The sequence below is a fragment of the Pedobacter cryoconitis genome (genome assembly GCF_003259615.1).
Taxonomy (GTDB): domain Bacteria; phylum Bacteroidota; class Bacteroidia; order Sphingobacteriales; family Sphingobacteriaceae; genus Pedobacter; species Pedobacter cryoconitis.
The window spans coordinates 394587-416050 of the sequence record NZ_QLLR01000001.1; the positions used below are offsets into that span (position 1 = coordinate 394587).

19 protein-coding genes are annotated in these 21464 nt (G+C 39.2%); 6 read left to right on the forward strand and 13 right to left on the reverse strand.

All coding sequences use genetic code 11. The features are described 5' to 3' along the window. Positions 1–2: 2 nt before the first annotated feature. Both LY11_RS01700 and LY11_RS01705 read right to left on the reverse strand, forming a co-directional pair. On the reverse strand, positions 3–1373 hold the full coding sequence (locus LY11_RS01700; RefSeq protein WP_111631992.1) for a RagB/SusD family nutrient uptake outer membrane protein: 1371 nt from the start codon (positions 1371–1373) through the stop codon (positions 3–5). Positions 1374–1394: 21 nt separating this feature from the next. Beyond that, the gene (locus LY11_RS01705) at positions 1395–4754 is read right to left on the reverse strand and encodes a SusC/RagA family TonB-linked outer membrane protein (protein WP_245952551.1); all 3360 of its coding nucleotides are present in this window, start codon (positions 4752–4754) and stop codon (positions 1395–1397) included. A 344-nt stretch (positions 4755–5098) separates the two neighbouring features. Here LY11_RS01705 and LY11_RS01710 point away from each other — a divergent pair, with 344 nt between their 5' ends. Then, positions 5099–5989: a DUF6268 family outer membrane beta-barrel protein gene (locus tag LY11_RS01710; RefSeq protein WP_170132595.1), complete on the forward strand. Its 891-nt coding sequence runs from the start codon at positions 5099–5101 to the stop codon at positions 5987–5989. Positions 5990–6043: 54 nt separating this feature from the next. Here the strand turns inward: LY11_RS01710 and LY11_RS01715 are convergent, their stop codons facing one another. From LY11_RS01715 to LY11_RS01725, 3 genes are read right to left on the reverse strand one after another with little or no spacing between them, the layout of a single operon-like run. Continuing rightward, positions 6044–6790 (reverse strand): SDR family oxidoreductase, encoded by a 747-nt coding sequence (locus LY11_RS01715; RefSeq protein ID WP_111631995.1) that lies wholly within the window; start codon positions 6788–6790, stop codon positions 6044–6046. Positions 6791–6824: 34 nt separating this feature from the next. After that, positions 6825–8375, reverse strand: coding sequence for a DHA2 family efflux MFS transporter permease subunit (locus tag LY11_RS01720; RefSeq protein ID WP_111631996.1), 1551 nt, complete (start codon positions 8373–8375; stop codon positions 6825–6827). Positions 8376–8410: 35 nt separating this feature from the next. Then, positions 8411–9013 carry a TetR/AcrR family transcriptional regulator gene (locus tag LY11_RS01725; RefSeq protein ID WP_111631997.1) on the reverse strand — a complete coding sequence of 201 codons (603 nt, stop codon included), beginning with the start codon at positions 9011–9013 and terminating at the stop codon, positions 8411–8413. 160 nt (positions 9014–9173) lie between these two features. Here LY11_RS01725 and LY11_RS01730 point away from each other — a divergent pair, with 160 nt between their 5' ends. Beyond that, positions 9174–9566 carry a hypothetical protein gene (locus LY11_RS01730; protein ID WP_111631998.1) on the forward strand — a complete coding sequence of 131 codons (393 nt, stop codon included), beginning with the start codon at positions 9174–9176 and terminating at the stop codon, positions 9564–9566. 76 nt (positions 9567–9642) lie between these two features. After that, a complete protein-coding gene (locus tag LY11_RS26565; protein ID WP_170132596.1) occupies positions 9643–9813 on the forward strand; it encodes a hypothetical protein in 171 nt (56 codons plus the stop codon). Positions 9814–9922: 109 nt separating this feature from the next. Here the strand turns inward: LY11_RS26565 and LY11_RS01735 are convergent, their stop codons facing one another. The 3 genes from LY11_RS01735 to LY11_RS01745 form a co-directional block, all read right to left on the reverse strand. Then, on the reverse strand, positions 9923–11365 hold the full coding sequence (locus LY11_RS01735; protein WP_111631999.1) for an amino acid permease: 1443 nt from the start codon (positions 11363–11365) through the stop codon (positions 9923–9925). 222 nt (positions 11366–11587) lie between these two features. Continuing rightward, entirely contained in the window at positions 11588–12634 is a 1047-nt protein-coding gene (locus tag LY11_RS01740) for an LLM class flavin-dependent oxidoreductase (protein WP_111632000.1), read from the reverse strand. Between the two features lie 65 nt (positions 12635–12699). Then, entirely contained in the window at positions 12700–13275 is a 576-nt protein-coding gene (locus LY11_RS01745) for a TetR/AcrR family transcriptional regulator (RefSeq protein WP_111632001.1), read from the reverse strand. Between the two features lie 206 nt (positions 13276–13481). Here LY11_RS01745 and LY11_RS01750 point away from each other — a divergent pair, with 206 nt between their 5' ends. Beyond that, positions 13482–14384: a DMT family transporter gene (locus LY11_RS01750; RefSeq protein ID WP_111632002.1), complete on the forward strand. Its 903-nt coding sequence runs from the start codon at positions 13482–13484 to the stop codon at positions 14382–14384. Between the two features lie 3 nt (positions 14385–14387). Here LY11_RS01750 and LY11_RS01755 read toward each other — a convergent pair whose 3' ends face one another. Continuing rightward, positions 14388–14723 (reverse strand): hypothetical protein, encoded by a 336-nt coding sequence (locus LY11_RS01755; protein WP_146610783.1) that lies wholly within the window; start codon positions 14721–14723, stop codon positions 14388–14390. A 176-nt stretch (positions 14724–14899) separates the two neighbouring features. Here LY11_RS01755 and LY11_RS01760 point away from each other — a divergent pair, with 176 nt between their 5' ends. Together LY11_RS01760 and LY11_RS01765 are read left to right on the forward strand one after the other, a co-directional pair. Continuing rightward, complete coding sequence (locus tag LY11_RS01760) at positions 14900–15643, forward strand: ParA family protein (protein WP_111632004.1); 744 nt, start codon at positions 14900–14902, stop codon at positions 15641–15643. Between the two features lie 4 nt (positions 15644–15647). Beyond that, positions 15648–15905, forward strand: a complete 258-nt coding sequence (locus LY11_RS01765) for a hypothetical protein (protein ID WP_111632005.1) — start codon at positions 15648–15650, stop codon at positions 15903–15905. 94 nt (positions 15906–15999) lie between these two features. Here LY11_RS01765 and LY11_RS01770 read toward each other — a convergent pair whose 3' ends face one another. The 4 genes from LY11_RS01770 to LY11_RS01785 form a co-directional block, all read right to left on the reverse strand. Next, entirely contained in the window at positions 16000–17955 is a 1956-nt protein-coding gene (locus tag LY11_RS01770; protein ID WP_111632006.1) for an ATP-binding protein, read from the reverse strand. A 128-nt stretch (positions 17956–18083) separates the two neighbouring features. Further along, positions 18084–18713: a DNA-3-methyladenine glycosylase family protein gene (locus tag LY11_RS01775; protein WP_111632007.1), complete on the reverse strand. Its 630-nt coding sequence runs from the start codon at positions 18711–18713 to the stop codon at positions 18084–18086. 34 nt (positions 18714–18747) lie between these two features. Next, on the reverse strand, positions 18748–19266 hold the full coding sequence (locus LY11_RS01780; protein ID WP_111632008.1) for an HlyD family efflux transporter periplasmic adaptor subunit: 519 nt from the start codon (positions 19264–19266) through the stop codon (positions 18748–18750). 12 nt (positions 19267–19278) lie between these two features. Continuing rightward, positions 19279–21453, reverse strand: coding sequence for a peptidase domain-containing ABC transporter (locus LY11_RS01785; protein ID WP_111632009.1), 2175 nt, complete (start codon positions 21451–21453; stop codon positions 19279–19281). Positions 21454–21464: the final 11 nt, after the last annotated feature.

Below are 21464 nucleotides of genomic sequence, written 5' to 3' on the forward strand. Positions count from 1 at the left end.
GACTAATACCCTTTATTTTGGGTTAAAGTTGGATTATTTCTGCGTTCTGCATCAGGAATAGGGTATAAATAGTAATTAGCATCTGGTTTAGTCATCATATCAGTCAATGCTAAACCAGTTCTGCAATAGTCAAACCACGCTTCTCCTTCAAACATCATTTCCATTCTCTTCTCTTTCTGCACTGCAGTGATGAAGGAAGCTATAGTAGCAAAGGTAGAAATGTCCGGAGTAGTGACTCCAGCTCTGTCACGTACCTTTTTATAGGAATCGTAAGCTGCTGCAGTTACACCTCCATCCAGGCGGGCCTGAGCCTCTGCATGGATCAGATAGATCTCTGCAATACGGATAACCGGAACGTTTTGTATAGCCGGGTTAAATATTCTGTATTTACCGATATAAAATCTCGGATCTGCGGGTGTATTCTGATAAACGGTAAAGTCTCTTCTCTTATCACCTGCTTCATATAAGTCAGCGATTGATTTACCTTCTGCATAAAATAAAGCAGAGGCATTCGGATTACTCACCGTCGCCAGTGGGTTGGTCGCCTGTGCGTCAAACTGCAATTCAAAAATTGATTCTGCTGTATTCTTCGTGGTCCATACTGACCCAAAGTCAACAGGCATTGATGCACCGCTTGTTGCAATCACATCCTTCGCTAATCTTGCTGCTTCTGCATAAGTATTCGTTACGCTGCCATTGTATAAATAAACTTTAGCTAGTAAAGCTTTAGCTGCGTTACCGGTTACTCTGCCTTTAGTTTCTGCAATGTTCGCATAAGCATTCGGCAAATTAGAAGCTTCTATTAAATCTGCAATGATTTTAGCATAAACTTCAGCTACAGTATTACGGGGTACTTTCAGGTTATCGTTTTCTCCAGTCGGTGTTACAATTAAAGGAACCTCTCCAAATGCTCTGACTAAGTTAAAATAAGTCAAAGCTCTGATAAATTGTGCTTCTCTGATGAATTGCTGTCTTTTATCAGTTGCAATTGCAGCTTCTGGCATTGCAGCTACTTTTACCACAATGTTATTCGCCGCATTAATGGCTGCATAACCTGCTGTCCAGATATTCTGTACCCATGGATTATCAATACGAACCGTATTAGTCTTAAAGTCTGCATATTCAGGAAAGCTGGACACGTGATTGACGTGTCTGGCTGAGAATTCAGGAACGATAATCAGGGATTGTCCGTAAGAGTTAGCCCCTAATTGTGTTCTGTACATGCCCATTACCGCTGACAGGGCACCTTGTTGTGAAGTAAAAAGGTTATCAGGTGTAATCTGCGCGATAGGCTCCCTGTCCAGGAATTTTTTACAGGACGTAAAGCTTAAGGACACGGCTGCTAGTAAAATATATTTTGAAATCGTCTTCATGTGCTGTTTATAGAGTTGTTCTTAGAAAGTTAAATTGATACCTGCAGTAAAGATTCTTGGCTGGGGATAACTACCGTAATCATAACCATAAGTCAGACCTGCGTTCGCACCGCCATGACTAGAGCTTACTTCAGGATCATAACCTTTGTATTTTGTAAATACGAAAGCATTTTGTACGGTAGTGTATACACGTAAGCTTTTGATCTTCAGTTTCTCTGAAACTTTATCACTTAAGGTATAACCAAACGTAATATTTCTCAATCTGAAGAAGGAACCGTCCTGTACAAAACGGTCAGATATGGCCGTGTTATCAAAGTTTCCTGGGGTAGGTCTTGGAATATCAGTAATATCTCCAGGATTTCTCCAGCGTCTGTTCCAGTCTACGAAACCGTTACTTGTTTTATTACTTCCGTCCAGTCCTGAAGCCAGGTTATAATTAAAGACATCATTTCCATAAGAAAACTGACCCATAATACTCAGGTCAAAGTTTTTATAGGTAAATGTATTGGTAATACCTCCATAAAAATCAGGATTTGGATTCCCAATGATTCCACGATCTTTCGGATCATTCGGTGCACCAAGGCTACCATCTTGTTTGATATAATCAATCATACCAGTCTGAGGGTTTACACCAGACATTTTCCATCCATAGAATGACCCAAGAGGTAATCCTTCTCTGGCAATATTCAATCCACCAACACCACCACTTAATTCTCCGCCTGGTAAGGAAACAACTTTGTTCCGGTTAAAGGACATGTTTAAAGAGGTGCTCCATTTGAATGCACCAACCAGATTCTGTGTGGTCAGTTCAAATTCAAATCCTTTATTCTGAATCTTACCTACATTGGTGAAACGGTTTGCAAAGCCTGAACTTGTCGGCACAACAACACCAACCAAAAGGTCAGAAGTATTTTTAATATAATAATCGGCAAGTATCGAGATACGGTTGTTAAACAAGCCTACATCTACTCCAAAATCCAATTGTTTGGTCGTCTCCCATTTCAGGTTTTTATCACCCAGTACATTAGGTAAATAACCAGGGTTACCCATATAGTTATTACTTCCGCTGTATAAAGAATAACTCGCGTAATTAGGAATGTTCTGATTTCCTGTGATACCCCAGCTTGCTCTTAATTTCAGATTGCTGATCACTTTGTTGGTTTTCAGGAAGTCTTCATCAGACGCACGCCATGCAGCACCAAAAGATGGGAAAGTAGCGTAACGGCTGTTTGTACCGAAACGTGAAGATCCATCAACTCTGAAGTTTGCTGTTAAAAGGTATTTTCCTTTGTAGTCATAGTTCACTCTTGAAAAACCAGAAGCAATACTCCATTCTTCAGGGAAAGAGTCTGCACCTGTAACTAAACCACCGGCAGAAATATACTCGATATCATTAGATGGAAAGTTAGAACGGCTTGCGCTTACAAATTGTACGCGTGATTGTTGAACAGAAGCTCCGGCAAGGGCATCGATATGATGTTCACCGAATGATTTCTGATAGCTCAGAGTAGTTTCATTGATCCACAATTGATCTCTTGTGTTTCTTTGTGCACCAATTCCGCCTTGCGCTGCGAATGAACGGATACCGTTTGGCGGCATAAAGAAGGTTTCATCGATATAACTTAAGTCAGCGCCGAAACTGGTTTTTAAAGTCAGCTCAGGCATAAATTTGTATTCTGCTGATCCACTTGCCAATACTCTGAAAGTTTCTGATTTATTAACTGGCAGCAGTAACATTGCCAATGGATTCTCACGGCTCGTATTAACCTGGTCGTAAGCATAACTTCCGTCCGGGTTATACACAGGAAGGTTTGGCGGTGCAAAAATACCTGTTTTTGTAGAACCTTCTTTAGAGTTTTCTTCCTGAACACGGTCATTCAGTGCTCTGGTCAGATTCACACGGGCAGAGAATTTTAATTTATCACTGTGTTGATGGTCAAGGTTGATTCTGGCGCTTAAACGGCTGAAGTCAGAGTTTTGAATTACACCTCCCTGGCGCATATAGCCAATGGATGTATAGTATTGTGTTTTTTCAGATCCTCCACGTGCAGACAATTCATAGTTACGTGTTGGTGCTGTTCTGAAAATCTGTTTCTGCCAGTCTGTGTTGATTTCTGGATTTGCTAATACTTGTGCCGGAACCGGAGTAGGATTACCGTTAGCATCCAGCAGGTATTTGTAATAGTCTTTCATGTAATCCTGGTATTCGCCAGTATTCATCATTTTATATTTTCTCTCATTTGGAACTTCAGAGAATCCTTCGTACGCATTAAAGCTGAAGGTACTGGTACCTGGCTGACCTTTTTTAGTCGTGATCAAAACGACACCATTTGCTGCTCTTGCACCATAAATTGAAGAAGAAGCTGCATCTTTTAAAATTTCTACAGATTGTACATCGGATGGGTTGATAGAAGCCAGGATATTAATTCCCTGCGTTCCGCCACCGAAGTTGAAGTTACTTCCGCCTGTAAAATTTGTTGTACTGTTCACTGGAATACCATCTACTACGTATAATGGATCAGAACCCGCATTGATCGAAGTTGTACCCCTGATCCGGATATTTAAGCCACCACCTGGTGAGCCTGATTTCTGTGTAACCTGCACTCCTCCTGCTTTACCCTGAATTGCCTGGGTAATAGTCGGCATCACATCATTTTTAATCTGGTCAGATTGGATACTGGAAACAGAACTGGTCAGTTTGGAACGGTTAACGGTTCCATATCCGGTCGCCACAACTTGTACTTCACTTAGTACTTTTGATTCTGTGGCCATGACCACATTAATGGTCTTGCGTTTATTGACGGGTTCTTGTTTAGTCTTATAACCCATATAAGCGAACAGGAGAATTGCATTATCGCCAGCGGCAATCTTAAATTGTCCTTTGCTATCGGTAAGGGATTTATCTTTTCCACCTTTAACGGTGATAACCACACCAATCAGCGGTCCGCCAGCGTCAGAGACTTTACCACTAATAGAGTCCTGAACGGCTTTGCTGCCGGCTGTATCTTGTGCGGCTGTTTTAACGGTCGTATCGTGAACAGCTTTTTTGGCAGCAGTATCCTGAACAATCGTTTTAACAGTGGTATCCTGAACTACTTTTTTAGCAGTAGTATCCTGAGCAGGTTTTTTAACCGTTGTATCCTGAACTACTTTTTTACGGGTAGTATCCTGAGGAGCTTGAATTATCGGGATTACGGCACGTTTCACGGTATCCTTTTTAATGGAGTATTTTTTCACAGAATCCTTAGGAATGGTGTCGGTTTGGAATAATACTGTCCTGAAACTTGACAGGTCTTTTCTATGGGCAGCTCCCTGTGCAAAATGGGTGCTGAATACCATGGCGAGTAAGCATACGAGGTACGGTAAAGGGCTTCTTTTCATCTGAAATACAAAATCTTTAAGTAATGAGCAAGTTATTAAAGATGCACAATAGCAATTTTCGCTCCACAGATTAAAATGAGATTAAAATACTCGTTTCAAGCGTTTTAAAATCCTTTCGCTGTTTTCAATTGTAGACATTCTCTACAGCTTGTAGGAAGATGCAACACCATTCCGGCCTGTTTTAGAGGCGGATTTTTTATTTTCAATCTGCTCGTAAGGGTAAGATGCAAAGAGGTTGTCCTATGACTAAACAGGAAAAAATGTTCAACAAATATTCAATACCTCATTCCTTCAAATTTATGTTTAAGAAAAATCACTTTCTCAGCAGCTTACCTCTCCTTGTTATGCTTTTAACAGGCACAAATGCAATGGCCCAGTTCGGCACCGAGAATACGCTGAATATTAATGCTATCTACGTCCCTCAAAGCAAGTATACACAGAAAGACGGACAGGTTGAAAATGCAGAAAAAACTCAAAAAAGAATTGATCTGGATTATAGCTTCCCGATTTCGACTAAATTCGACCCTGCAACCAAAAAGCTGCAAAAATGGACGGGTATAGTGAGTGGAAGTTATACTCAAATGTCTGGTAAGGCAAATGATAGAGATTTAATGCCGGAGAAGTTACTTAGTTCAATGCTTGGGGTAACTTATTTACGTTCTATGCGAAATAACTGGGCGATGGTCAGCGTATTAACTACGGGGATCAATTCAGACCTTAAAAAAATAGATTATCATGATTTATATATCACTGGCGGCGTACTTTTCATTAAAACTCCCAGACCAGGATTCTCTTATGGATTTGGAGGTTTTATAGTAAATGCACTCAACGCGCCTATAATTTTACCAGGATTGATGCTGCATTTTCAAACAGAAGGTAAATTCAAATTCAATATTGATGTGCCTACTGAGGTTAGTACTGCTTATGACGCTACAAAAAAAATAGAGGTCAAATTAGCAGTGAGGTACAGAAATACAAGTTATGATACCGAAAACACAGTTGAGCCTAAAAGACGTTATCTAAACTATATGGAATTACCTGCTGGCCTGGAAACAAAGTGGAAAAGCAAACATTTTGATTTTGTAATAGGTGGTGGTTATATGATTTTAAGGAATTATGATCTTAAAGAAGGGGGTATTAAGAATTTATTCACCGAAGGACAGATCAATAAATCAGGAGGAAATTTCTTCGTCAATGCCGGAATCAGACTTAAGTTTAAGAATGAGCGCAAGTAATCAATTAGCTAAAAAAATGCCGCTCCTGTTTAACGGAAGCGGCATCTTTTCAGTTTATGCTTCTATCCCATTTACGGCATACAAAGCATTTACTGGAGAAGTACGTGCCAATTCATAAACTTGTGCTGTTCCACCTACATGTACTTCATAGGTGTCATTTTCAAAAGCGTCAGCAAATTCTGTAGCTACTTGTAATGGTGGGATACCATTTTCTGCGCCACCAATTTCTTTAGAAAAATCAGTATTCACTAAGGGCGGCATCAGTTCAAATACTTTAACACTGGTGTCTTTTAAGGCCAAACGTAACCCTTGTGTATAAGAATGAACTGCAGCTTTACTTGCGCTGTAAGTCAACAAGCGAAGTCCTGGTGCAATAGCTACGATAGAGCTGACATTAACCAGTGCAGCTTTTTCTTGTTTAAGCAATTGAGGCAATAGTTTTTCTGTCAGACGGATCAGAGAAATATAGTTGGTATTCATTTCGTCTGCTGCTTTTTCCCAGGATTTCTCTCCTGCAAGCACATCATAAGCATAAGCAAGCCCTGCGTTATTGATCACGACGTTTAACGCAGGGAAATCTGCAGTAATTTTGCTGACTAAACGATCAACTTCCTCTCCTTGTGTGGTGTCAAATAAGATACCTGTTACGTTATTTAGTTTAGCAACAGCTGTGTCAAGGCGTTTTTGATCACGTCCAGTAATGATCACATGATTTCCTTTTTCTGTTAATAGCTTAGCGATTTCAAATCCGATACCAGCAGTTCCGCCAGCGATCAGAATAGTATTATTTGTTGATTTCATCTTTTTATTCTATTTATATTTTAATTGTTTTTTGTTAATGATCGGATGACGGAATAACTATGGGCCTGGCTTTATCGCGTTTGGCGACAAAAATTAGCAGGGGCAGCACGATGGCAAAAAATAGCCCGATTAATAAATAAGCGTCGAGATAACTGGAAAAAAAGGATTGCTTGACGACCACATTTTCAATCAGTTGCATTGCTTTTTGTTTGGCATCAAGCAGTCCAAAGCCTTTCTGCTGAAAGTAGTGGGTATAGGTGTTGATCCTTTCAACAGCAACAGGGTTTTCCACTTTAATGTGAGTGATCAGATCCATCCGGTGTAAAGCGACCCGCCTGGCTACATAGGTGTTGATAATAGAGATTCCAAATGAGCCTCCCAGCTGACGCATCATATTATTCAGGGATGTACCCTGAGGCATGTCTTTAGCGTCCAGTGCAGACACCGCGAGCGTAGATAAAGGGACTGTAAGCAGCGCCATTCCTATCGCCCTGAATACTAAGTTCACCGTGATGTCAATAGCAGGGGTTTCCAGGTTGATTCTGGACATAGACCAGTTGAAATAAATAAAGCAGAGAAAGCCTAACAGAATCATGAAAGCCGGAGCAACTCCTTTTTGCAGTAATTTACCGGTAATGATCAGTGCCAGAACTGCCACGATAGAGCCTGGTAAGAGTAGTAAACCAGATTGTGTTGGGGTAAACCCGAGTAAGCGCTGTGCTACTACGGGCGTTAAATAGATAGAGGTATACATGCCCATCCCTGTAATAAAAGTCAGGACGGCTGCAATACTTAAGGACCTGTATTTTAATATTCTCAGGTTAATGATAGGGTTTTCAATGCTTAGTTCCCATATTATAAACCCAATTATTGAAAGTGTAGCAACAATGGAAAGTACAATAATATAGCCTGCTGCAAACCAGTCGTCAGTCTCTCCTCTTTCCAGTACCGTTTGCAGTGATCCGACCCCGGCGATCAGTAGAAATATCCCAATCCAGTCTATCTTTTTTAATTGCTGTTTGATCGGTGATTCTCCTAAAAGAAACATACAGGAAATTGCTGCTGCAATACCGATGGGAATATTAATGTAAAAGATCCATGGCCAGGAGTAGTTTTCTGTAATAAAACCTCCTAAAGTAGGCCCGATGGTTGGTCCGATAAAGATACCAATACCGAATAATGCACTGGCAGTAGCCTGTTTTTCTTTCGGAAACAGTTCATAAACGACAACCGCCGAAACAGAAAGTAAAGCTCCCCCACCTAAACCTTGCAGAAATCGAAAGGCGACCAGTTCCCAGATACCAGTTGCATTACCGCACATGAAAGAACAGAAGGTAAACAGGATAATAGAGCCGATATAGTAGTTTCTCCTGCCGAGGTTATTGACTAAAAAACTGGTCATGGGAATAATAATCACATTGGCGATAGCGTAAGACGTGATCACCCAGGAAATATCTTCTAAGGTTGCCCCTAAGTTCCCGCTCATATAATTCAGCGCTACATTTACAATGGAGGTGTCAATTAATTCCATGATTGCGGCTGCAATTACAGTGATCAACAGGATCTGACGTTTTAAAGGGCTCATATTATACTGATTGGTATATTTTAGAATAAAAAAATTTAACGTTCAATCTGGTCAATAAGTGTTTCTACGGTGTTCAGTATCAGATCCATTGAAGTCACATCACCGGTTACTTTGGAAATCATAATACCTCCTTCGATGAGGGCAATCATGGACAAGGCTATTTTACGGGGATCGGCATTGGTTTTAAATTCACTCTTTTCTATGCCTTTTTTGATAATCGCAGTTAAATCACTTTCCCAGGTTAATACAGCATTTGCAGCTCGTTTTCTTAACAGTCCATTGGTATCATCGGCTTCAGTTGCGGTATTGAGCACCGGGCAGCCTCCCCTGTTCATAGTTTCGCTAATAATTGTCCGGTAAACTCTGACATAGGCCATCAATTTATCGTAACAGGTGGTTGCCCGGTTAACTTCCAGGCTTGTTAAATGAGCGACTCTTGAACAGTTATAATCAAAGACTGCAACCGCAACTTCTTCTTTATTTTCAAAATTGCCATAAATACTTCCTTTAGTTAATCCGGTTGCTTTTGTGAGGTCGGATAAAGAAGTACCTGCATACCCTTTTTTGTTAAATACAACCGAGGTACTTTCAATAATGAAGTTCCGGGTACGTTCTGCTTTGGTATATGACTTATTCATAGGACAAATATATACCGATTGGTATTATAAAAACAAATACAGTATCATTTATTACTTCTGCATGGCAATTGATATTTATTGCGCATTCATCATTTGAAAATAGTATAAATTATAGTAATTTGTAGTTAACTTATTATCCTGAACTTTTAACCGATAAATTATGAAAAAAATTACATTTACATTTTCTGCTTGTTTGCTGGCTCTTTCTCTTTTCAGCTTTATTCCTGTATCTCCAGGCCATTCATTTTTGCCTGCTTTAAAGAGTTCAAAAGTGGTGTTCTTTGGTATGAGCGGCCCAAATATAGTGAGTGCTAATGGTGGTCCTTACCTGATTAAGCTAAGCAGCCTTCCTATTTCGGAGAACGGGAATACCATGATCTGTGGGAATAAAATCCAGGGGGAGCAGTATGCAGTCTTTCCTGATGCGGATGGCAATGCTGAGATTGAACTTTACGGTTCCAGCTTCAGTAATTTAAGAGGTTCTCAGCGCATTTGGGTGGAAGATCAGTATGGAAATACATTAGAAAGTATCTATGTGTTCGTGACGAATTAAAATTTTTTCGTTTCGTTATTTAACCATTAAGAGGTTCTGATTCATTTTCAGGGCCTCTCAATTTGTAAACTATGCGGTGGCTCCTGCACTTTATACCAACACCGATATTTACTGGAGAAGTGTGGGTTTACTTTTCACTGAGTTTTCAGTCATGATACAGCCTGGTGGGGTTTTAGGCAATCCGGCGGTTCTGTTTAATCCATTTATCATTTTTGATACTCAGGATGGGGGAACTCAGAATCAGTAAGCACTAATTTATTTTCTTATACAATATCAAAAAGCCTGTAATAATTGAACTGCCCCCAGAAAGTCAGACACTTTCTGGGGGCAGTTCAATTATTACAGGCTTTTTTGGTTTAGGCTTGTTGTTGTTGTTGTTTTTTACGTTTAACGAGCAGGTAACAGAGGTATAAAAGTACCAGCCAGCCCGGAATAAGTTCTACAGGAAGTTTCATTCCTGTAATCCACATAATCACTAAAATACCGACCAAAAAGATCAGGCAAATGTAGTTGGACAACGGATAGATAAAGGATGGGAATTTGGTTTTTACCTGTTCAGCTTGTTTTTGTTTTCTGAATTTTAAATGCGTGATACTAATCATCAGCCAGTTAATCATCAGCGAGGAAACGACCAACGACATCAAAATACCCAATGCTTTTTCTGGCATCAGTTTATTGATGACAATACTGATTGCTACGAAAAGGCCCGACACCAGGATCGCTTTTAAGGGCACATGGTTTTTATTCAGCTTTGATAAAAATGCAGGTGCATTTCCTTGTTCTGCGAGTCCAAAGAGCATCCGGCTGTTGCTGTATACACAGCTATTATATACGGATAAAGCCGCTGTTAAAACAATCATGTTCAATACGTTGGCAATGATACTGGTAAAGTATACAGTCTTTCCGAACAGGTCAAACTGGAAGCCTTTAAGACTTTCAAAGACCATAACGAATGGACTGCTATCTGTTGTAATATTTTTCCATGGGGATAAAGAGAAAAGAATAACCAATGCTCCTACATAGAAAATAAGAATACGGTAAATAACCTGATTTGTTGCTTTAGGAATAGTTTTTTCAGGATTTTCAGCTTCTGCAGCTGTAATTCCAATAAGCTCCAGGCCGCCAAATGAAAACATAATCAGGGCGATTGCGGAGAGCAGTCCCTGGTATCCGCCTTTACCATCAGAACTCAGCAGTCCTTTTGCAAAAAAGCCGCCATCATTCCACAGGTTTTGTACGGTAGCTTGTTCACCACCAGATCCGCTAACCAAAAGATAAACACCAAAAAAGATCATCGCAATAATAGCTACGACCTTCACAATGGAGAACCAGAATTCTACTTCGCCATAAACTTTAACGGAAGTGAGATTAAGGGCATTAATGGTTAGAAAAAAGAAAAGACTTGACGACCATAAAGGGATAGATGGCCACCAGAAGTGTACATAAATTCCGATAGCTGTTAGTTCTGACATACTGACCAGAATATAGAGTACCCAGTAATTCCAGCCAGAAGCAAAACCCGAAAATGAGCCCCAATATTTATAGGCAAAGTGACTGAAACTTCCTGATACGGGTTCTTCTACGACCATTTCACCGAGCTGGCGCATAATAAAAAAGGCAATGATACCTGCCAAGGCATAACCTAAAATTACGGAAGGCCCGGCGAGTACTGCGGCAGGACCGATTCCTAAAAACAAGCCTGTCCCTATGGCACCACCGAGTGCAATTAATTGGATATGCCTGTTTTGCAAGCCTCTTTTTAGCTTATTATCTTCAGGTTTTTCGTTGAGTTGTTTCAATTTTTTATGGAATTAATCTGATTGTAAATGAGAGTTAATTAGGTACGATATACTAAATTCCAACAAAAATGTAAACTTATATCCATTTGAGCTATTAAAAGGTCAAATAAATTTAAATAGTTTCTTTGATTATTGGAGGGTAAAGACCTTTTAGATTCGCCCGTTTTGATACTAAAGCAATTTGATGGAGTTACTCCATTTGAAAATATGTATCGTAAGCATTTAAATACAGTTTTTAAAAGATGCCTCCCGGATTTTAGGTGCGATCTGAGTTCCATATATTTCGATAGCCTTCATTAAATGGCTGTGAGAGGGTGCGCCAACGTCCAAATGGGCAATAAAACGAGTAATTCCATAAAGCTCTTTAGCATAAAGGATTTTATCGATTGCCTCTGCTGCATTTCCGACAAACATAGCCCCGGCTTTAGAACGCCCGTAGTCGTATTGGTGCCTTTGAAAAAGTGACCAGCCTCTGCTTAGTCCGATTCTATCCATTTGTCTGGAGTAAAGCGGATAGTAATAATCTCCGGTCGTCTGGGAGTCTTCGCCAAATAAAGCATGTGAGAACATGCCAACTTTAAATTCGTCCATATCATGTCCAAATTGCTGATAAGTATTTTTATAGAGTTCAAATAAAGGTTTAAATCTTTCCAGTGGTGTACCAGCAACAATAGCAAAAATCAATGGCAACCCCAAACGCCCGGCTCGAAATACCGATTCAGGGGTACCACCTGCAGCAATCCAAATGGGGAGATTGTTATTTGTAGCTCTGGGTAATATTTCCTGATTCACTAAGGGTGGGCGAAACCGGCCATCCCAGTTTATCTTTTTATCTGTATTGATTTTGAGCAATAAGTCTAATTTTTCTTCATACAAGGCACTATAATCTTGTAAGTCATAACCAAATAATGGGAATGATTCAGTAAAACTCCCTCTTCCGGCCATAATTTCGGCCCTGCCTCCAGAAAGCAAGTCTACCATGGCAAAGTTCTGATAGAGTTTAACCGGATCTGATGAACTTAGTACAGTCACTGAACTGGTCAGTTTGATGTTTTTGGTTACCGTAGCCGCTGCTGCCAGTATAATTTCGGGACTCGGTATGGCATATTCGGGACGGTGATGCTCCCCTACGCCTAAAATATCCAAACCAACTTCGTCAGCGAGTTTGATTTCTTCCATCAATTCTGCCAGACGCTTTTGTGTAGATTGTATTTTACCTGTTGCCGGATCGACATGTAAATCGCCGAACATACTTATGCCTAATTCCATATTTGTTGTGTTAATTGTTATAGTCTATTAATAGAACGAACGTTCTATTATAAATCAAAAAAATATTATCTCAAACTGTCGATCATATTTTTTGCCATCTGTTCTACCATTGCCCTGTCATTGTATAAAGACTGCATATACCATAGTCCCGCAAATGAGCCTGCAATAAATTGTGCGGCTTGCCTGACATTCTTCGTTCCGTCAACTTCACCTGCTTTCTGTGCTTTCAGCATTAAGTCTTCAAAAATTAAAATCAGCTCATTGGTTAACTGTTTTAAAAGTTCTCTGATCTCTGTATCCAGCGGAGCCATTTCAAAAGAAGACTTAACAATCATACACACTTTACCTTCTTCAAAAGACCTTTCAAGTGCTTTTTTTACAATTTGCTCAATAGCTTTAAATGGAGATTTTTGTCCCAGAGCTGCCTTTTTATATTCACTGTAAGTATCCAGAGCGTAACTTTGCAAACTGTCTATAAATAGCTTGTGCTTATCTCCATAGGTGTCATACATGCTGCCACGGTTAACCTGCATTTGGTTCACCAAGTCTTGCATCGAAGTAGCATGATAGCCCCTTTCCCAAAACAGATCACGGGCTTTTTCTAATTTCTCTGTTGGGTCAAATTCTTTATTGCGTGCCATTGAAAGCAAAAGTATAAAACTAGAACGATTGTTCCAATTATTTTTATATTAATCTTTTGATGTAAGAAGTTTTATTGTTTTGATACAGGAAGTTTATTGCCACGATGAAAGAGATTTTATTGTCTTGATGAAGGAAAAGATAATCAGAAAATTATTATATCTTTCGTCGTCAATCCGACACCAATAAACTCTAACCTGACATTCGAATGAATACTAAAGTCAAGGGCTATTTTTGGGGATGTATTTCGTCCGCAACTTTTGGCCTGATACCGCTGTTTGCCTTACCTTTAATGCGCAAAGGAATTCCCCATGATTCAATTTTGTGTTACCGCTTTGCTTGTGCATCTTTATTACTTGCACTCTTTATGCTGTTTAAAAAGGAGTCCTTCAGAATTGCAAAAAGGGAAATTGTCCCGATGGCTATTTTGGGTATATTATATGCTTTATCGGCACAATACTTACTGGTAGGTTATGATTACCTGGGCGTAGGTACTGCTTCTACTATTTTATTTATATACCCTGTATTTGTCGCCATTTTAATGGCCGTATTCTTTAGGGAAAAGATAAGTCTGATCACTATAGCAGCCATATTGATTGCCTTTTTGGGTGTCTCCTTATTGTACAAAGGTGATAATGGAATAACACTGAATCTACTGGGGCTTGGCGCGATCTTAATTGCAGCAATTGCCTATTCAGTTTATATTGTAGCAGTTAACAAGTCGAGAATACAATTGATGTCGGGATATAAGCTCACTTTATATGTGATGGCTTCCAGTGCTGTTTTTTTTCTGTTTAAAGCACAATTGACTGTTGGTTTACAGCCATTACCAGACACCAGATCTATTGTAGACCTGGTTATGCTGGCCTTACCCACCACAGCAATATCATGTGTTGCCATGATATTTGCTGTGCAGTATGTGGGTTCTACAGTAACTGCAATACTTGGAGCTTTGGAGCCTTTGGTTGCTGTTGCAGTAGGTGTAATCGTATTTAAAGAGGCTATTACACAAAATCTTGTTCTGGGAATGTTGCTGATCCTGATTGCAGTTGTCATGATTATCCTTTCTGATTATCTGCATAAGAAGTTCAGACCCCAAAGAGCTATATAAATTCTATTGAGGTAATTCGGGTGTGGTTATTCTCCATGGCTCGGTAGTAATAGCGGCCAAAAAGGAAATAATAGCATCCCTTTCTGCTTTAGTCAGATTTAATCTTTTGATATGTACATCTGTTTTTGGAAAAAGCGGATCATTCAGTTCATCTGGTTTTTGCTTTGGCTGAGGCATACCGTTGTTATACATATTCATCACACCTTCGATGTTATCAAATAATCCATTATGAAACCATGGGCTTATACGCAATACTTTACGTAAACCGGGAGTCCTGAATTTACCAACGTCCTGCGGATCTTTAGTCACATTATAAAGATTGGGCATAACTTGTATCATCCTTATTGTTTCGTTTAGCCACATTGATTTTGCCTTACTCCTATCCAAATTTCTTTTGGCCTCATTTATAACTAATTAACTATAAACACCCATTATCTGAGAAAAAATAAGCTTAAATATACTTAGATATCAGTACATCTTTGTATCATTGCCTCTTTGTATAAAGACACATTCACATGAAGATTATAGCGATTATAAACCATAAAGGTGGTACAGGAAAAACTACCTCTACACTGAATATTGGCGCGGGTTTAGCACGTGCAAAGAAGAAAACTTTATTGATTGATATTGATCCTCAATCAAATTTAACAGAAGGTTTAGGCCTGAGGGATGTTAAGGTTTCTATTTATGATAGTATAAAAGATGATACTGCATTACCTATTGAAACCATTTCGGAATATCTGGATATTATCCCTTCTTCTTTAGATTTATTGGGTGCCGAAATTGAATTGGTTTCAAGACTTGGAAGAGAAACTATTCTGAAAAGATTGCTAAAATCAGTGGAAGGAAAGTATGATTATATACTCATCGACTGCGCTCCTGCTTTAGGAATGCTGACTGTCAATGCACTGGTTGCAGCAGATACGGTTATGATCCCATTAGAAGCAGAGTATTTTGCTTATAGAGGAATTGACCGCCTGGTTTCTATTATTTCTGATGTCAGAAAACACTATAATGAAAACCTGACGATTGGTGGTGTGTTTATTACTAAAATAAACCCAAGAAGAATCATAACCGAGCAGATTACCGAGAGTATCAAAAAATATTTCAATGATAAGTTATTTACTACCTCTATCCGTATAAATGTAGCACTGGTAGAAGCACAGTTGAAAGGAATAGACATTTTTGAATATGCTCCTTTATCAAATGCTGCAACAGATTATGCTAATCTGACAGATGAAATTATAGCTAAAATATAAACGTATGGCAAAGAAGAACTTAGGTGACATAGAAGATAATAACAAGAACTTGGGAGGTGTATCTGCCTTATTTAATTCTCCATCAAAAGAGAACAATCCGAAAGAGGAAAAACAAGTTGTTCAGCCTGATGAAGAAATAGTGACATATCCTTTAAGGCTTAAAAAGAGCTCTTTAAAGGCATTAAAAATACTAGGGGCACAAAGAGGTATCACTGTGAAAGAATTGATTCTATCGGTCGTAGAAAAGGAATACGAAGTGTAAATGATAGCTAAATGTATAATTGAATAGCTGTGTGCTTAGGAGCTGCAACTATTCAATTGTATTATTTTTTACACAATTTCCGGATAATACCCTTTTATCTTTTCCTGACGTATTTAGCAATTTTAGAATAAAGTTCCATTGGGTTAAATGGTTTAGAGATATAATCATTCATCCCTGCATCCATCACCTGATTATTGATTTCTGCCAGAACAGAAGCCGTTAATGCAATAATTGGCAACTCTTTAAATCGCTTGCCAGGTAAATTCCTGATAGCCGTACTGGCTTCATAACCATCCATTTTTGGCATCTGCAAATCCATCAGGACCACATCATATTCATTTTTCTTTACCTTTTCCAGTGCTTCAATTCCATGTATTGCGTAATCAATATCCAGATCCCATTTCTTCATAAATTTCCCTGCTACGATGGTATTGATTTCATTGTCTTCTACAAGCAGCACCTTAAAACCAGCAAGGCTTTCGAAAATTAAAGCCGGCATAACATAACCTGCTTTTTTCTGACTTTTCTTAAACTGCAAGTCAAAAAAGAAGGTAGATCCTTTGCCCAGAGTACTATCTACATAAATTTCGCCGCCTTTTAGCTCTATCAGCCGCTTGGTAATGGCCAGTCCGAGTCCTGTTCCTCCAAAGCGCCGGGAAATATCTGCACTCGCTTGTGTAAAGCTTTCAAAAATATAATCTTTCAGATCAGGTTCAATACCGATCCCAGTGTCAGTGATGGTAAAACCAATATCAACCAGATCACCTGTTATTTTCTTCAGCGTCAGATCTACAATCACATAACCTTCATTGGTAAACTTCAAAGCATTGCTAATCAAATTATTTAATATCTGGGTTAACCTGACCGGATCTCCAATCAAAATCTCAGGCAGGTCTGCATCTATATTGATATTAAAGAAGATTTCCTTCCCTTCTGCATGGAGATTATGAGCTTGTTTGATACTATTAATCAGTTCAATTAAATTAAAATCTATCTTTTCAAGAGTAACTTTACCCAGTTCGATTTTACTATAGTCTAAAATATCATTGATAAGACTTAACAGACTCTCACTTGAGAATTTTAATATATTCAGATTTTCAAGCTGATCTTTCCTCGGGTCTTCCTGTAAGAGCAAATGGGTCATACCAATGACAGCATTCATTGGTGTGCGGATTTCGTGACTCATATTAGATAGAAATTGTTGTTTAGCCAATACCGCCTGTTCTGCTTTCTCTTTCGCTTTGAGCAGTGCTATTTCCGCCTGGTGCTGCTGAGTGATATTTAAAGCGAAACCGGTAATACTGCCTTGCTGATCGGGGCTGGGGAAAACAGTGTTCTGATAAACAAATTCTTTATCATCCTGATCAAGTTTACTCACAAACTGACCGGATTCACCAGCTAATGCTTTTCGTAATTCAGCAGCTGCTGCAGGAAAAGATTCAAACACATTTTTGCCAACAAGTTCATTGTTCTGCAGACCTACGGCTTGTAATCCCGAACCGATAGACTGCGTAAATATTCCTTCCGCATCTACTTCATAAATAATGACCGGCAGGTTATCCAGTACTCCATTTAACAAGTGGCTCTTCTCTTCTACTTCTTTTTGCAGCGCTACTCTTTCTGAAACATCCTGACAAAATACTGTCATACCATTTATCTGACCTTTTTGATCATACATCGGATTACAGATCATGCTGAAGGATGCGCGGTGCAATTCCGGGTCACCAAATTCTTCGATCAATTCAACTGTTTCACCCGCCATTACCCGCTGGAATATTTCCAGGGTCTTCTCTCCATCCGTACCGCCGTTCTTTCTGGCCAGTTCCAGATAGTTATCACCTATTTTAAGGTCAATCCCCCTTCCTATCTTCACCGTCTGCTGATGCGATTTATTAAAGGCTGTATAATTAAAGTTCTTATCGAAAGCGAAAATACTGGCACTTGTACTTTCTAAAACAGACTGAAGGATAGCAATCTCTTCCAAAAGCTTTGCCCTGGTTGGTTGCCCGGCATAAGTACCCGCCTCACTAATTCCTTGTAAATACTCCATTTTCCCTGATTAGATTTGCGTTGTCAACGCATTGATCTAACAATTAATCAGCCAAAGAGTCGTTATCTGCGTAATATCAGGGTTTTAGTACTTTTAAATAATCGGAAAAAGATGGATAAAGAGCTTGCTTAACGCATTTTTTGACTTAAGTAATAATGCCACAACATCATGCTGGCTACTGTCCGGTAGGGTTTCCATTTTCCGGAAATGTCCAGAATTTCATCCTTAATAGTATGTAATGGAAGTGATTTGATCTTTTTCAGCGCATTCACTGCGGCCAGATCTCCTATTGGAAAAATATCTGCACGGTGCAGCACAAACATCAGATATACATCTACAGTCCAGTTACCAATGCCTTTGAGTTGAGTTAACGTATTCCGCACTTGGTTATTATCCAGCTGAGTAAATTCTTCCAGATCAATTTGTCCATTTAAAATGGCATCAGCCAGAAATCTGGTATAGGCAGTTTTTTGCCGGCTGAAGTAACATGTCCGGAATTCTTCATCGGTTAAAGACAATATAGCCGCCGGTGTAAATTCTGGTAAACGTTCTTTTAATTTATTTAAAGCGGCTAAAGCGGAGGCCAGAGAAACTTGTTGCTCCAGGATGATGTGCACTAAACTTTCAAAAGTATTTGGCCTGGTCCACAAATGTGGATACCCATAAGATGTGATGATCCTGCCAAGGTCCGTATCTGTTTTCCCAAGCTGATCGCAGATAGAATGGTAATGATTCAGTGTTGTAATTTGTTCGGACATCTTTCCTGATTACCTGTTTTACTACTATATTTTCTTAATTATCACTTTTAAATATACTCCGGCTCAGTCGCTGCAAGATAGTAACATCCTGTGTAATGATTTCTGCATCGGCCATCATTTTATCTTTTAATAGGATATGCCCGGGTAATGCTGATAGGTTATTGTTAAAATCAACTCTTGAAATAAAAATACTATCCTGCTGAGGAATAGGATCTATGTATTTTATAGTGCCTCTGATCGTACCATAAGTTTGATAAGGGTATCTCCTTAATTTAATCAAAACTTCCTGCCCTTCTTTAACTTTAGTCAGCATATTTTGAGGAACAGTCATTTCTCCATAGAATTTTTGATCAGCTGAGGTATCAATTTTTAATGTCGTGATCACAAGGTCAGGATATTTGATAAAGGCAGAAAGTCCTGCGATTAAAATCAGGAGCACAAAAAACATAAAGATTCCCCAGCGCAGTAACCACGAAGGAACTGAGGTAATAATTGCTTGAATTGCAGGACTATGAACTACCTGCTGACTATTTTGTTTTTTTACGGATGGCATTTTAAATGTTGATTATGTTCCTAACTCCAGCTGATTTTTAACAAGCAGATAATAAGCGCCTTTTAACTGACTTAATTCCTGATGTGTCCCTTGTTCAATGATACGCCCTTTATCGAGTACAATGATATTATCTGCATCCCTGACTGTACTCAACCGGTGGGCTACGATAATTACTGTTCTGCCCGTAAAAAATTCTTTGAGGTTATTCATGATTGTCCACTCGTTATTGGCATCCAGTGAATTAGTAGCTTCATCAAAAAAGATATATTCAGGATCTTTGTATACGGCACGGGCTATTAACATCCGCTGAAGTTGTCCCTGGCTTACTCCATTACCTTCAGCACCGATCATTGTATTTAAGCCACGCGGTAAACCATCAATAAAATCCTGGATGTTAGCTATTCTGATCGCGTGGTTCAATTTCACCGGATCGGCAGGGATTTCACCTACAGCAATATTACGTTCAATCGTATCAGAAAATATAAAGCCATCCTGCATCACTACCCCGCATTCCTCACGCCATGCTTTATAGCTGATACTGTTCAATGATTCAGTTCCAATATTGATTTCACCATGATCGGGTTGATAAAACCTTAATAACAACTTCAGGATTGTAGTTTTTCCACTACCGCTCATCCCTACAATTGCAGTTGTTTTGCCTTGTGGGATTTTCAGATCAATGTTCCGGAGTACGGGCAGATTTCCTGTACCGGGATAACGAAATGATAACTGCTCAATACTAATGTCTTTCTGAACTGGAAGGGTGTCGTTCCATTCTTTATCCGGCTGCTCTTCATCATCCATCTGATAAATTTCGTTTAGCCGTTCCAAACTGATTCTGGCATCCTGAAAGCCTTGTATAAAACCGAGCATTTGTTCTATGGGCCCATTCAGCTGTCCAATAATATATTGTACTGCGACCATAGCACCCAGCGTCATATCTCCGTCTATCACTGCTTTAGCACTTAAAAATGCAATCAGCAGATTTTTTCCTTCGTTAATTAATGTTGATCCGCCTTGCTGATATTGGCTCAAAGCCAGGTTTTTAACATTAACATTAAATAAACTGGCTTGAATATCTTCCCATTCCCATCGTTTCTGCTGTTCGCAGTTGTTGAGTTTGATTTCCTGCATCCCGGTAACCAGCTGTACTACATTGCTTTGGTTTTTTGCCGATATTTCAAAACTTTTATAGTTAAGTATCTTCCGGCGATTCAGAAACAGGACGATCCAGCCCATATATAATGTACTGCTGATCAGAAAGACAAAAAAGATAGTGAGATTGTAATACGCAATCACTACCGAGAAAATCAATAAGTTAAAGATAGAAAACAAAGTGGTTAATGCCGTTCCTGTTAAAAAGGTTTCTATCTTTTTCTGATCATTCATCCGCTGCATAATATCACCAGTCATCTTGGTATCAAAAAAGATCATTGGGAGCTTCATCAGCTTGATAATGAAGTCGGTCAGGATAGAAATATTAACCCGGATACTAATATGCAATAATATCCATGACCGGATAAAGTCTACACTGATACGTCCAATAATCAACGCCCCTTGTGCGATAAGAATGATATAAATAAAATTAAGATTGCGGGTATTGATTCCGACATCCACAATGGATTGTGTTAAAAACGGGGCAATCAATTGTAATATACTCCCTGCAGCAAGACCGAAAACCAATTGAATAACCAGCTTACGGTAAGTCTTGAAATAGCCAAATAAAAATGACCAGCGAACCTCACTGCCTGCTTCATTTTCATGTGCATAAAATTCAGGAGTTGGAGCTAAGGTCAAGGCTATGCCTTCAGTACTTTCCTTATCTATCCAATTCCGGGAAAAGTCTTCTGCGTTTAGTTTGACATGTCCATTCCCAGGGTCAACAATGAAGTATTTATCATTCTTTATTTTATAAAGTACTACAAAATGATTCTGTCTCCAGTGCAGGATCACCGGTAATTGAGTTTCTCCCAATCCCTTCAAACTGGTTATAATAGCATCGGACTCAAATCCGATCTTTTCCGCAGCATTATGAATACCTAACAGGGATACTCCTTCTCTGTTGATTTCGCAGTATTGCCTCAATGTTTGCACTTTAAAACTACGCCCGTAATGTTTAGCTACCATGCGAAGACAAGTGGGACCACAGTCCATCAGATCGAATTGTTTATAAAAAGGAAAACTCATGAAGCGCTTTG

What these genes read in the sequence shown, in the direction of transcription:
- LY11_RS01700 (WP_111631992.1), bottom strand. Translation starts at nt 1,373, where the DNA reads ATGAAGACGATTTCAAAATATATTTTACTAGCAGCCGTGTCCTTAAGC.
- LY11_RS01705 (WP_245952551.1), bottom strand. Translation starts at nt 4,754, where the DNA reads ATGAAAAGAAGCCCTTTACCGTACCTCGTATGCTTACTCGCCATGGTA.
- LY11_RS01710 (WP_170132595.1), top strand. Translation starts at nt 5,099, where the DNA reads ATGCTTTTAACAGGCACAAATGCAATGGCCCAGTTCGGCACCGAGAAT.
- LY11_RS01715 (WP_111631995.1), bottom strand. Translation starts at nt 6,790, where the DNA reads ATGAAATCAACAAATAATACTATTCTGATCGCTGGCGGAACTGCTGGT.
- LY11_RS01720 (WP_111631996.1), bottom strand. Translation starts at nt 8,375, where the DNA reads ATGAGCCCTTTAAAACGTCAGATCCTGTTGATCACTGTAATTGCAGCC.
- LY11_RS01725 (WP_111631997.1), bottom strand. Translation starts at nt 9,013, where the DNA reads ATGAATAAGTCATATACCAAAGCAGAACGTACCCGGAACTTCATTATT.
- LY11_RS01730 (WP_111631998.1), top strand. Translation starts at nt 9,174, where the DNA reads ATGAAAAAAATTACATTTACATTTTCTGCTTGTTTGCTGGCTCTTTCT.
- LY11_RS01740 (WP_111632000.1), bottom strand. Translation starts at nt 12,634, where the DNA reads ATGGAATTAGGCATAAGTATGTTCGGCGATTTACATGTCGATCCGGCA.
- LY11_RS01745 (WP_111632001.1), bottom strand. Translation starts at nt 13,275, where the DNA reads ATGGCACGCAATAAAGAATTTGACCCAACAGAGAAATTAGAAAAAGCC.
- LY11_RS01750 (WP_111632002.1), top strand. Translation starts at nt 13,482, where the DNA reads ATGAATACTAAAGTCAAGGGCTATTTTTGGGGATGTATTTCGTCCGCA.
- LY11_RS01755 (WP_146610783.1), bottom strand. Translation starts at nt 14,723, where the DNA reads ATGATACAAGTTATGCCCAATCTTTATAATGTGACTAAAGATCCGCAG.
- LY11_RS01760 (WP_111632004.1), top strand. Translation starts at nt 14,900, where the DNA reads ATGAAGATTATAGCGATTATAAACCATAAAGGTGGTACAGGAAAAACT.
- LY11_RS01765 (WP_111632005.1), top strand. Translation starts at nt 15,648, where the DNA reads ATGGCAAAGAAGAACTTAGGTGACATAGAAGATAATAACAAGAACTTG.
- LY11_RS01770 (WP_111632006.1), bottom strand. Translation starts at nt 17,955, where the DNA reads ATGGAGTATTTACAAGGAATTAGTGAGGCGGGTACTTATGCCGGGCAA.
- LY11_RS01775 (WP_111632007.1), bottom strand. Translation starts at nt 18,713, where the DNA reads ATGTCCGAACAAATTACAACACTGAATCATTACCATTCTATCTGCGAT.
- LY11_RS01780 (WP_111632008.1), bottom strand. Translation starts at nt 19,266, where the DNA reads ATGCCATCCGTAAAAAAACAAAATAGTCAGCAGGTAGTTCATAGTCCT.
- LY11_RS01785 (WP_111632009.1), bottom strand. Translation starts at nt 21,453, where the DNA reads ATGAGTTTTCCTTTTTATAAACAATTCGATCTGATGGACTGTGGTCCC.